General features: G+C 62.6%; 9 protein-coding genes. 6 read left to right on the top strand and 3 right to left on the bottom strand.

Annotation, left to right across the window (positions count from 1 at the left end):
• Positions 1-659 precede the first annotated feature (659 nt).
• Entirely contained in the window at positions 660-2270 is a 1611-nt protein-coding gene (gene treF / locus ACL0K2_RS15880; RefSeq protein ID WP_239611198.1) for an alpha,alpha-trehalase TreF, read from the bottom strand.
• Entirely contained in the window at positions 2267-3034 is a 768-nt protein-coding gene (locus tag ACL0K2_RS15875; RefSeq protein WP_045163930.1) for an SDR family NAD(P)-dependent oxidoreductase, read from the bottom strand. Before ACL0K2_RS15875 ends, treF begins: the two co-directional genes overlap by 4 nt.
• 193 nt (positions 3035-3227) lie before the next feature.
• On the opposite strand from ACL0K2_RS15875, the gene rarD reads away from it, so the two are divergent.
• Positions 3228-4121 carry an EamA family transporter RarD gene (gene rarD, locus ACL0K2_RS15870; protein WP_239611199.1) on the top strand — a complete coding sequence of 298 codons (894 nt, stop codon included), beginning with the start codon at positions 3228-3230 and terminating at the stop codon, positions 4119-4121.
• Positions 4122-4126: 5 nt separating this feature from the next.
• Here rarD and ACL0K2_RS15865 read toward each other — a convergent pair whose 3' ends face one another.
• Positions 4127-4645, bottom strand: a complete 519-nt coding sequence (locus tag ACL0K2_RS15865; RefSeq protein WP_045163932.1) for a glycine cleavage system protein R — start codon at positions 4643-4645, stop codon at positions 4127-4129.
• 293 nt (positions 4646-4938) lie between these two features.
• Between ACL0K2_RS15865 and ACL0K2_RS15860 the strand changes: the two genes are divergently transcribed.
• From ACL0K2_RS15860 to ACL0K2_RS15840, 5 genes are all read left to right on the top strand, one after another.
• On the top strand, positions 4939-7119 hold the full coding sequence (locus ACL0K2_RS15860) for a malate synthase G (RefSeq protein ID WP_239611201.1): 2181 nt from the start codon (positions 4939-4941) through the stop codon (positions 7117-7119).
• Positions 7120-7442: 323 nt separating this feature from the next.
• On the top strand, positions 7443-9377 hold the full coding sequence (locus ACL0K2_RS15855; RefSeq protein WP_413042992.1) for a putative nucleotidyltransferase substrate binding domain-containing protein: 1935 nt from the start codon (positions 7443-7445) through the stop codon (positions 9375-9377).
• Positions 9374-10072, top strand: a complete 699-nt coding sequence (locus ACL0K2_RS15850) for a PolC-type DNA polymerase III (protein ID WP_413042991.1) — start codon at positions 9374-9376, stop codon at positions 10070-10072. The genes ACL0K2_RS15855 and ACL0K2_RS15850 overlap by 4 nt, the downstream gene beginning before the upstream one ends.
• Before the next feature lie 133 nt (positions 10073-10205).
• Positions 10206-10724, top strand: a complete 519-nt coding sequence (locus tag ACL0K2_RS15845) for an RNA polymerase sigma factor (protein ID WP_045163939.1) — start codon at positions 10206-10208, stop codon at positions 10722-10724.
• Positions 10725-10726: 2 nt separating this feature from the next.
• On the top strand, positions 10727-11707 hold the full coding sequence (locus ACL0K2_RS15840; RefSeq protein WP_045164369.1) for a FecR domain-containing protein: 981 nt from the start codon (positions 10727-10729) through the stop codon (positions 11705-11707).
• Positions 11708-11756 lie beyond the last annotated feature (49 nt).

The following is an 11756-nucleotide window of genomic DNA, read 5'->3' as shown; positions in this document are numbered from 1 at the left end:
TTAATGCGCATGATATTGATAAATGTTTTTATTTAGAAGAGGCTAGAACCAGTTCTTCACGAGCTCGTTAAACGCTGTTGAGTGCGATTGCTGGTGTGGCGACCCGCTGCTGCCCCGAGCATCGCAGCGCCTCGGCCTGCGATCGGTACCTCGTCCGGCCGGCTTCGTTCGAGCTGATAGATGCAACGGGATACCAACCACCAGGCTCAGCATCGGCCATTCAGCGAACCGGATTGAGTACTCGGATGGAACCTTGGCGCTACGTGCGGCAGCGCTTGGCCCATGAGGGACGACCGACACAAGCGGCCAACTACGCAAGGGTTAAGTGCAGGTGCGAACCGGATTGGCCATTCGGCCAACCAACTGAGCTAGAAGATTGTTGAGCTGACTCGACTCGGCCACGCGATGATGTTGGCGCCCCTCGTAACGCGCCGAGTCTGTACAAGATGCGCCAAACCATGTGCAGCAACTTCACAGGCGGAACGGCCAGCACTCAACGCCACATGGGTGGAGGCCAAATTACGGCGAACTGACGGCCCACCGATCGTCGAACGTGGGCGCCAGGACCCCGCACGCTCATGGGAGGTCAAACCACCGCGTCGATTGCACTACCGACGGCCACCGACAAGCCCAACGTCAAGCTGGGCTTCGAACAGATATCACTCTGGCGCCCACTCCGCCCGGCATCGGCCGGCTCGGCAGCGATGGGCCTCGTGGTTGGGGTCATCCTGCATCAGTTTGCGGATCACGCCATTGGTCCAACCGAAACCATCCTGCAACGGATATTCGCCACCGCCGGCATGTTCGGCGCTGGGGCGCAGCACATACTTCTCCACCAGCTTGCTTTCCTGTTCGAACAGCAGCGAGACGACCTTCAGCCATCGCTCTTCGATCTGCAGCGCCAAGGCGTTGTGCCCGTAGCGCTGCAGCCCGCGAATGCCCATCCACTGCAACGGCGCCCAGCCGTTGGGGCGGTCCCACTGTTCACCGGTGTCAGCAATTTCAGTGGTCGACAGCCCGCCAGGTGCCAGGAGCCGTTCACGAACGATATCGGCCACCCGCCCCGCCTGTTGATCGCTGGCCAGCCGGAGGAACAGTGGCGTCAGGGTCGCGGCGGTGAGGTTGTCGCGCTGCTGTTGCAGCGTCCAGTCGTAGTCGAAATAGGCGCCGTCCCGATCGCTCCACAGATACAGGTTGATCGCCGCCAGGCGCGCATCGGCGCGCTGGCGGAACGTCTTGGCGCATGCATGCCAGCCTTTCTGATCACTGAGTCGAGCAATCTGACATTCGACCTTGTGCAGGAAGCTGTTCAGATCCACCGGAATGATGTTGGTGGTGCGAATACTCGACAGGCGCTGCGGGTCGCCCAGCCAGCGTGAGCTGAAATCCCAGCCCGATTCGGCACCGGCGCGCAGGTCGCGATAGACCTCGTGCGCCGGCCGGCTCGATGAACGCGCGGTTTCCACGTCTTCGAGATAGGACTCCTCGCGGGGGGTGTCGCGCTCGTCCCAGTAGCGGTTGAGCACGCTGCCGTCGGGCAGACAGACACAGCGCCGATGCGCCTCACCGGGACGCAGATGATCGGCGCCCTCGGTCCAGAAGGCGTATTCCTTACGCAGTTGCGGCAGGTAATCGCTCGCGCGATGCACGCCGGTATCCTCGAACAGATCGATCATCAGCGCGAAAACCGGCGGCTGCGATCGACTCAGGTAATAGGACCGATTGCCATTTGGTACATGCCCGTAGGTATCGATCAGGTAGGCGAAGTTGTCGGCCATCGACCGTAGCAACTCGCAATGCCCGCTCTCGTCCAGGCCGAGCATGGTGAAGTAGGAATCCCAGTAGTACATCTCGGTGAAACGGCCGCCCGGTACGACGTAGTCGTGCGGCAAGGGCAGCAGTGAGGAGAACTCCGGATGCTGCCGCGGCTGTCGGGTGAGTATCGGCCAGAGCCGGTCGATGTGCTCGCTCAGGCTGTCGTCGGGGTTGGCCACGAACTCCGTAGGTGCCCTCTGGTAGACCTCGAAATGCTCCAGCACGAAGGCTTTCAGATCGAAACCGGGCTCGCCGCTACGTGTCCGATAGCTGTCCAGAATCCGCTCTGGATGCTGGCGTGGCGCGCAGTCGACGAAGGTCTTGCTGTCGGGAAACACGCGCTGCGTTTGCACCGCCACGAACAATTCCTGATAGCGGTCCGCCGGGGTCAGGGTGTCTGCGTCAGAAACCGCACGGGTGTCGTAATCGAAAGGGCTCAGATCGGTGTCGGTCATTGCTCGCTGTAGTTCCATAGCAGTCCGCCATCAATCACCAGTGTAGTACCGGTGATGTAATCGGCCTCGTCCGAGGCGAGAAACGCCACCGCACCAGCCACATCGCGTGGCTGCCCGAGGCGACCGGTGGGAATATTGGCGAGCAGGCCGGCCAGTTTCTCGGGTTGATTCATCAGGGCCCGGTTGATTGGCGTCTCGATCGCCCCCGGTGCCACGTTATTGACCGTGATCCCCAGCGGCGCCAGCTCGATCGCCAGGTTGCGCATAAGCAACTTCAGCCCACCCTTGCTGGCGCAGTAGCTGGTGAAGTTGGGAAACGGCAACTCCTCATGCACCGAGCTGTTATTGATGATCCGCCCGCCTCGGCCGGCATCGCGCAGATGCCGCGCGAACGCCTGGGCGAGAAAGAACGGGCCACGCAGGTTGACGTTGAGCACCAGGTCGTAATCGCCTTCGCCGGCCTCGAGAAACGGACTATGCCGCTGCACGCCGGCGTTATTGACGAGTATGTCGAGACGCCCCATCTGCTCGATTGACTGCGCCACCAGCCGCCGGCATTCGGCGGCGACCCCGACATCGGCAGCAATGAAACAGGCCTGGCGACCCAGCGCACGAACCTGCTCGAGGGTTGCCTGGGATTCGTCGTCATCGTGCCGGCCATTGATGACCAGATCGGCGCCTTCCTCGGCCAGACGCACGGCGATGCCACGACCGATACCCTGGGAGCTGCCGGTGACCAGTGCGACTTTGTTCTGCAATTTCATCGATTCCCCTCGTGGCGGACGGGCCGCTACCGCGGCCTTCGATCATCCTCCTGAGACGGGCTGTTACCGGCTCCGTTCAATGCCGCCTGTTTGTGAACGTTTCAGAACATCCGGGATTGGTCGACGCGGCAGACAAATGCCATCGCAGAGGCGCAGAATGGCCGGCTCTCCGCCGCACCGTTTCGGAATTTCCATGGCCACTGCCGATCTGCGTAAAGGGTATCTACTGGGTCTGACGACCTTCTGCATCTGGGGCATGTTTCCGCTCTACTTCAAGTCAATCGAACAGTATGCGGCGCTGGAGATCGTCACCCAGCGCGCCATCTGGTCGGCGCTGTTCGGTACGCTGGTGCTCATGCTGTGGCGCCACCCGGGCTGGTGGCAGGAACTGCTCGCTCACCCGCGGCGAATCGGCGTGCTGATGATCTCCAGCGTGCTGATCGCGACCAACTGGCTGATTTACGTCTGGGCGGTCAATCACGACCACATGCTCGAAGCGAGCCTGGGCTATTACATCAACCCACTGGTCAATGTGCTGCTCGGGTTGATCGTACTGCGCGAACGGCTACGACCGCTGCAGTGGCTGGCGGTGGCGATGGCGGTGGTCGGTGTGCTCCTGCAGTTGATCACGCTCGGGGATTTCCCCTGGGTGTCGATCGCCCTCGCACTGAGCTTCGCTACCTACGGTCTGCTGCGCAAACAGGCGCCGGTGGCGGCGCTGCCGGGCCTGGTGGTCGAAACCTGGCTACTGCTACCGATCGCCCTGGGCTGGCTGTTCTTCTTCGGCAGCGGACCGAGCACCGAATGGTCGTTCTGGACCGATCCACAGGCTCTCTGGCTGGTCGCAGCCGGGCCGGTGACATTGTTGCCGCTGCTGTGCTTCAACGCCGCCGCGCGCCACCTGCCCTATTCGACGCTGGGATTCTTGCAGTACATCACGCCAACCCTACTGCTGATATTGGCGGTATGGGTGTTCAACGAGCCCTTCCCCGCTGACCGCCAGCTCGCGTTCATCTGCATCTGGGCCGGCCTGGCGGTATACAGCTACGACGCCTGGCGGCTGATGCGCCAAGTGTCGGTGAGGTAAGGCGTTTACTCGGCTGACTGCAGTTTCAATTCCACCATCAGCTCATCGGCCAATGTCTCCAGGTGCTGCTGGAGTTCATCCAGCGACAGCTCGGCTGGCACCGCCAGCCGAGCGTCGGCATGAAACAGCAGCTCGTTGGTCATCGGCGCGGGCAGGACGTCGGTGTTCAGGCTTTCGACATTGATGCCGTGCCCCGCCAGCAGGCGGGTGATGTCGCGCACGATACCCGAGCGATCGTTGCCTACGAGCTGAAGCTGGATCATTCGCCAGCTGCGTTCGGGCACCTCGCCGCTGCGCGCAAACACCACCCGAATACCCTGCTGCTCCAGCCGTTGCAGCGCATCGGTCAGCCCGGCGTGAGCGTCCTTCGGTACCGCGACCCGCAAAATCCCGGCGAACTGGCCAGCCATGCGCGACATGCGGCTGTCCAGCCAGTTACCGCCATGCTCGGCGATGCACTTGGCCACGCGCTCGACCAGCCCGGGCTGATCTTCGGCAATGACGGTTAGGACGAGATGATCCATTTTGGGCTCCTCAAATGATGGATGGACGCCCCCTGCGGGTCGTCCGGGAAACGAATGCTATGGACCTCACTCGTGGCGTCCGGCTCCATAGGTATAGAACAATCTACCGCCGTCGCCGCGCCGAGCCAGCCATTTCAAACCCGCCGACTCAGGCATTGACTCGCTCGCCGCGAGGTTGAAGAGCGGTCCATTTGGCGGACTGATTTTCCAAACCGCTTCATGTAGTATCCGCCGACCCGGACTACAAGAAGAACTGTCCGACGGATTTGAAGAAGAACCAAGTGAGGCGAGTAATGACTGAGCGCGTTGAAGTCGGTGGCCTGCAGGTCGCCAAAGTCCTGTACGACTTCGTGAACAACGAAGCGATTCCCGGTACTGGTGTTGATGCCAATGCCTTCTGGGCCGGCGCCTCCAGCGTCATCCACGACCTGGCGCCGAAGAACCGCGCGCTGCTGGCCAAGCGTGACGACCTGCAGGCGCAGATCGATGCCTGGCACCAGGCCCGCGCCGGTCAAGCCCACGATCCGGTGGCCTACAAGGCCTTCCTGCAGGACATCGGCTACCTGCTGCCGGAAGCCGAAGACTTCCAGGCCACTACACAGAACGTCGACGAAGAAATCGCCCGCATGGCCGGCCCGCAATTGGTGGTGCCGATCATGAACGCGCGCTTCGCCCTGAACGCGGCCAACGCCCGCTGGGGCTCGCTGTACGACGCGCTCTATGGCACCGATGCGATTTCTGAAGAAGACGGCGCCACCAAGGGTCCGGGCTACAACGAAATCCGCGGCAACAAGGTCATCGCCTACGCTCGCGCCTTCCTCGATGAGGCCGCGCCGCTGGAAAGCGGCTCGCACGCCGACTCCACCGGCTACCGCATCGAAGCAGGCAAGTTGGTCGTCGCGCTGAAGAGCGGAAATACCAGCGGTCTGCGGAATCCCGCCCAGCTGCGTGGCTTCCAGGGCGCCGCCGACGCACCGATCGCGGTGCTGCTCAAGCACAACGGCATCCACTTCGAAATCCAGATCGACCCGGCAAGCCCCATCGGCCAGACCGACGCGGCCGGTGTCAAAGACGTGCTGATGGAATCGGCGCTGACCACCATCATGGACTGCGAAGACTCCATCGCCGCGGTCGACGCCGACGACAAGACCCTCGTCTACCGTAACTGGCTCGGCCTGATGAAAGGCGACCTGGTCGAGGAGCTGGACAAGGGTGGCAAGCGCATCACGCGCGCCATGAACCCGGACCGCGTCTACACCCAGGCCGATGGCAACGGCGAGCTGACCCTGCATGGCCGCTCCCTGCTGTTCATCCGCAACGTCGGCCACCTGATGACCAACGACGCCATCCTCGACAAGGACGGCAACGAAGTGCCCGAAGGCATCATGGACGGCCTGTTCACCAGCCTGGCCGCGATGCACAACCTCAAGGGCAACACCACTCGCGCGAACAGCCGCACCGGCTCGATGTACATCGTCAAACCGAAGATGCACGGCCCGGAAGAAGTCGCCTTCACCACCGAGCTGTTCGGTCGCGTCGAAGACGTCCTCGGCCTGCCGCGTAATACCCTGAAGGTCGGCATCATGGACGAGGAACGCCGCACCACGGTCAACCTCAAGGCCTGCATCAAGGAAGCGCGCGAGCGTGTGGTGTTCATCAACACCGGCTTCCTAGACCGCACCGGCGACGAAATTCACACCTCCATGGAAGCTGGCCCTGTGGTTCGCAAGGCGGCGATGAAGACTGAGAAGTGGATCGGCTCCTACGAAAACAACAACGTCGACGTCGGCCTGGCGTGCGGTCTGCAGGGCAAGGCGCAGATCGGCAAGGGCATGTGGGCCATGCCCGACCTGATGGCGAGCATGCTCGAGCAGAAGATCGGTCATCCCATGGCCGGCGCCAACACCGCCTGGGTCCCCTCGCCTACCGCCGCGACGCTGCACGCCATGCACTACCACAAGGTCGACGTGTTCGCTCGTCAGGCTGAGCTGGCCAAGCGCGAAAAAGCCTCGGTCGATGACATCCTCACCATTCCGCTGGCACAGCACACCAACTGGAGCGACGAGGAAAAGCGCAACGAACTGGACAACAACGCGCAGGGCATCCTCGGCTACGTGGTCCGCTGGATCGACGCCGGCGTCGGTTGCTCGAAGGTGCCGGACATCAACGACATCGCACTGATGGAAGACCGCGCCACCCTGCGCATCTCCAGCCAGCACATGGCCAACTGGCTGCGTCATGGCGTGGTGACCGAGGAGCAGGTCGTCGAAAGCCTCAAGCGCATGGCACCGGTGGTGGATCGTCAAAACGCCGGGGATCCGACCTACCGCCCCCTGGCCCCGGACTTCGACAACAACGTCGCCTTCCAGGCCGCGCTGGAACTGGTGCTCGAAGGCACCAAGCAGCCCAACGGCTACACCGAGCCGGTCCTGCACCGCCGCCGTCGCGAGTTCAAGGCCAAGAACGGCCTGTAACAGCTGACCAGCCGCAAATAAACCGCCCTTCGGGGCGGTTTATTATGTCTGAAGTCCGTGAATCGCATTGAAGTTCGGCATGCGACAAATAACGTGGCTGCTTTAGACACCCGTGGCGCCTCAACCCAGGCGCGGCAAGGCGCCGTTGCGGTCCGATGTGGCATACGAGAAAACCGGCTTCAGGCGGCTTCTTGCCTGCACACCCGGCTGATACAGCTGATGCCTGGCAGCTCAAAGCGCCTTGCCCGCGACTAGACTTACGTCCAATGGGCCCCTTCGGACCTGCAGCCCACCATTGGGCGCAAAAAATGGACGCAAAAACCATGAGCAAAGCCGATGCTTTCGCCGAGGCAGGCAAGACCGCCGTCATGCAGAACATCCATGGAACCATGGAGTTTCTGCGAAAGTTTCCTCCATTCAATCAAATGGAGCCGGGCCATCTCGCCTACCTGGTCGAAAACTGTCAGCTGCGCTTTTACAGTGAGGGCGACTGCATCATTTCGCCCGATGATGGCGTCGTCGAGCATTTCTACATCGTCAAGCAGGGGCGTGTGCACGGTCAGCGTCCGCATACCAGCAAGCGCGGCACCGAGACCACGTTCGAAGTGATCGTCGGCGAATGCTTTCCGATGGCGGCGCTGATGGGCGAGCGCGCCACCCGTACCGGCCATTTCGCCGCGGAAGACACCTTCTGTTTCCTGTTGAACAAGCCTGCGTTCATCAAGCTGGTGTCCAAATCCGCCGCGTTCCGCGACTTCGCCATGCGCGGGGTCAGCAGCCTGCTGGACCTGGTCAACCAGCAGGCGCAGATGCGCGCGGTGGAAAACCTCGGCGCGCAGTATTCGTTGGATACCCGTATCGGCGAGCTGGCGTTGCACCATCCGGTTTCCTGCCTGCCCTCCATGCCGTTACCCGAAGCGGTCGGCCTGATGAACGACAGCAACGTCGGCAGCATCGTGATCACCGATGAGGCACTGCATCCGCAAGGCATCTTCACTTTGCGCGATCTCCGGCACGTGATCGCCAACGGCACCACCGAGCTATCCGCGCCGATTTCCCGATTCATGACGCCAAACCCTTTCCATCTGCCGCCGGACGCCAGCGCATTCGACGCGGCGATCGCTATGACCGAGCGGCATATCGCCCACGTTTGCATTGTCGAGAATGGTACGCTGCGCGGCGTGATTTCCGAGCGTGACCTGTTCTCCCTGCAGCGGGTCGATTTGGTCCATCTGGCCCAGGCGATCTCCCACGCCGACAGCGTCGAGACGCTGGTGATCATCCGCAGCCGCATCCTGCCACTGGTCGACAACATGCTGGCGCACGGCGCCTCCTCGACGCAGATCACCCACATCATCACGCTGCTCAATGATCACTCGGTCTGCCGCGTCATCGAACTGGCCATCGACGCGCTCGGCGATCCCGGCGTCCCGTTCACCTGGCTGTGTTTCGGCAGCGAAGGGCGCAGAGAGCAAACACTTCACACCGATCAGGACAACGGCATTCTGTTCGAAGCCGCCGACGCCGCCGAGGCTGCACATATCCGCGGACGCCTTCTACCGCTGGCCGAGCGTATCAACCAGGACCTGGACACCTGCGGCTTTACCCTGTGCAAGGGCAATATCATGGCCAGCAACCCCCAGCTGTGCCTCTCGAGGCAGGAATGGCAACGCCGCTTCAATTCGTTCATTCGCGAGTCAACGCCGGAGAACCTACTCAGCAGCACCATCTATTTCGACCTGCGGGCTATCTGGGGGCCGTGTGAAGGTTACGAGCAGTTGCGTCACGACTTGCTCGAGGAAATCGGCGAGAACCGCCTGTTCCAGCGCATGCTCGCCGACAACGCCTTGCGCCACCGACCGCCAGTGGGTCGCTTCCGCGATTTCGTGGTGACCCGCAAGGGCGAGGGCAAGCCGACCCTGGATCTCAAGGTGCAGGGCCTGACACCCTTCGTCGACGGTGCACGCCTACTCGCGCTGAGTCACGGCATCGCCACCTGCAATACCCTCGACCGGCTGCGCCAACTGGTCGAAAAGGACGTCATCGACGCAAAGGATGGTGCGGCCTATGAAGAGGCCTACCATTTCATCCAGCAGACGCGCATGCAGCAGCACCAGCAGCAGGCACGCGACGGACAGCCCTATTCCAACCGGCTCGACCCGGATAGCCTCAACCACCTGGATCGACGCATCTTGCGCGAATCCTTCCGTCAGGCCCAGCGCCTGCAGAGCAGCCTGGCCCTGCGTTATCAGTTATGAATATGCCCTGGTTCAAACTACGAGGCCCGATCCTCGGCCTGGAACAACTGCAACGACGCGATCAGCTGCCCGAGCCGGCGGCACTCGGCACCTGTCCGCTCCGCGAGCAGCGCCTGGTGGTGCTGGACCTGGAAACCAGTGGCCTGGATATGCGCCGCGACATCGTCCTGTCCATCGGCGCGGTGGTGATCGAGGACGGCGCCATCGACCTGGGCGATCAGTTGTCGACCCTGCTGCGGCCGGCGCAGAAGATCAGCGAAAGCGTGCTGATCCATGGCATAGCCCCCAGCGAACTGGAGGCTGGCGATGATCCGGTCGACGCGCTGCTGGATTTCATGGAGTTCGTTGGTGATAGTCCGATCCTGGCGTACCACGCGGTATTCGACCAGCGCATGCTGGCCCGCGCCCTGCGACAGGCGCTCGGCTACAAGCTGCGCCATCCATTTATCGACGTGGCCGAGCTCGCGCCGATGCTCTGCCCCGACAACCGGCCACGGGAGAATGGCCTGAACGAGTGGTGCAGCCATTTCGGTCTGCAGGTGCTGCAGCGTCATCACGCCAGCGCCGATGCACTGGTCACCGCCGAACTGGCCTTGATCCTCTTCAGCAAGGCGCGCCGCCAAGGTGTGGATAACCTCGCCGCGTTGAACCTACGCTTGGCCAACTGGCGACAGCGCCAGCGTGCGCGTCTGTGATGTCGGCGGTAAGCACCCACAGCGCCCAACCTCGCCCACCGCATGCCGACAATCTGTCGTTGCACCTATGACGGCAACTTGCGATCATGCGAATAGTTCTCGTTAGCGGCCATTTCGGCCTTGGAGCTTCGCCTTGTCGGCTGGTGAGTCGTCCAACCAACTCTTCGTGGGTTCGCTGTATCGCGACCATCGCGACTGGCTGCTCAATTGGCTGCGGCGCTATCAGGCCTGCCCGCACCGCGCCGAGGATCTGAGCCAGGACACCTTTTTGCGTTTGCTCAGGCGCAATGACCTGAACGGCGTGCGCGAACCGCGGGCGTTGCTGGCGACAATTGCCCGCGGCCTGCTGATCGATCAATTCCGCCGCAGCGCACTGGAACGCGCCTACCTCGATGAACTGGCGCTTCAACCGGAAGACACGCAACCCAGCGCCGAAGAGCAACTTCAAGTCATCGAAGCGCTGCGCGAGGTAAACGAGCTGCTTGGCCAGCTCTCGGCGAATGCGCGAGCCGCCTTCTTCTATAACCGCCTGGATGGCATGACGCACGGCGAGATCGCCCAGCGTCTCGGCGTTTCGGTCCCTCGCGTGCGTCAGTACCTGGCCCAGGCCCTGCGCCAGTGCTACATCGCGGTTTACGGCGAGCCTACATGAACATGGACCGTCAACCGGTATCGGCCCGTGTGCTCAATGAAGCCATCGCCTGGCAGCTGCGCCTCGGTGACGAAACGGCCGGCCCCCAGGTCAATGCCGAGCTCCAACGCTGGCTGAGCGATAGCGCCGAGCATGCCAAAGCCTGGGCGCAGCTGGGCGGCATCGACCAGCAACTGGGCAGTATCAATTCCCCGAGCGCGCGACATGCACTGCAGATCAGCGCGACGTCCCAGCGACGGCGAGCCACCGGCCGCGCCTTTCTCGGGCTGGCCTTGTTCAGCACGCTGGGTATAGGACTGGCGCTGCAGTCGCAGCCCTTGCCGGTGTGGCTGGCCGACGAGCGCACCGGCAGCGGCGAGCAACGGAGCCTCATGCTGGCCGACCGTAGCCATATCCAGCTGAACAGCCGCAGCGCGCTGGATATTCGCTTCGATGAGCAAGAACGCAGACTGTTTCTGCACCGCGGTGAAGTGCTTGTCGAAACCGCACCGGGCAGCGACCCGAGACCCTTTATCGTCGAAACTGAACAAGGTGATCTGCGCGCGCTCGGCACGCGATTCATCGTTCGGCAAGAGGGTGATGCAACCCGCCTGATCGTACTCCGATCCGCCGTGGCCGCGCTTCCGGACAGCCTCCAGGCGGGTCGTACCGTGCGGGCTGGCGAGCAGGTAGTGATGCATCGTGACCATCTTGACGACAATCAGGAAGCACCGATCGCCGCAGACGCCTGGAGCCGGGGCATGCTCGTGGTGGAAGACCTGCCATTGGGCGATCTGCTGGCGACACTCGGTGAGTACCGCCGTGGGTACCTCGGCCTTGACCCGAGCCTCGAATCCCTGCGCATCAGCGGCAGCTTTCCGCTGAATGACACCGACCGCGCGCTGGCGGCCCTGCCGCCCAGCCTACCTGTGCGGATCGAGCGGCACACCGATTGGTGGGTCAAGGTGGTTCCGGCGCAACCCGCCAGCCCCCCGGGCAAGTAGCGACGGCGCCCACCACAACGGCGCTGCAGGCCCCTATGAAAATATTTTC

The organism is Pseudomonas sp. YJ42 (assembly GCF_047225135.1).
In the GTDB taxonomy this organism is placed as follows: domain Bacteria; phylum Pseudomonadota; class Gammaproteobacteria; order Pseudomonadales; family Pseudomonadaceae; genus Stutzerimonas; species Stutzerimonas stutzeri_E.
The sequence above is the reverse complement of the archived record's forward strand: the minus strand, read 5'-3'. Positions and strand labels throughout refer to the sequence as shown.

What these genes read in the sequence shown, in the direction of transcription:
- ACL0K2_RS15875 (WP_045163930.1), bottom strand. Translation starts at nt 3,034, where the DNA reads ATGAAATTGCAGAACAAAGTCGCACTGGTCACCGGCAGCTCCCAGGGT.
- ACL0K2_RS15850 (WP_413042991.1), top strand. Translation starts at nt 9,374, where the DNA reads ATGAATATGCCCTGGTTCAAACTACGAGGCCCGATCCTCGGCCTGGAA.
- ACL0K2_RS15840 (WP_045164369.1), top strand. Translation starts at nt 10,727, where the DNA reads ATGGACCGTCAACCGGTATCGGCCCGTGTGCTCAATGAAGCCATCGCC.
- ACL0K2_RS15865 (WP_045163932.1), bottom strand. Translation starts at nt 4,645, where the DNA reads ATGGATCATCTCGTCCTAACCGTCATTGCCGAAGATCAGCCCGGGCTG.
- ACL0K2_RS15860 (WP_239611201.1), top strand. Translation starts at nt 4,939, where the DNA reads ATGACTGAGCGCGTTGAAGTCGGTGGCCTGCAGGTCGCCAAAGTCCTG.
- rarD (WP_239611199.1), top strand. Translation starts at nt 3,228, where the DNA reads ATGGCCACTGCCGATCTGCGTAAAGGGTATCTACTGGGTCTGACGACC.
- treF (WP_239611198.1), bottom strand. Translation starts at nt 2,270, where the DNA reads ATGACCGACACCGATCTGAGCCCTTTCGATTACGACACCCGTGCGGTT.
- ACL0K2_RS15855 (WP_413042992.1), top strand. Translation starts at nt 7,443, where the DNA reads ATGAGCAAAGCCGATGCTTTCGCCGAGGCAGGCAAGACCGCCGTCATG.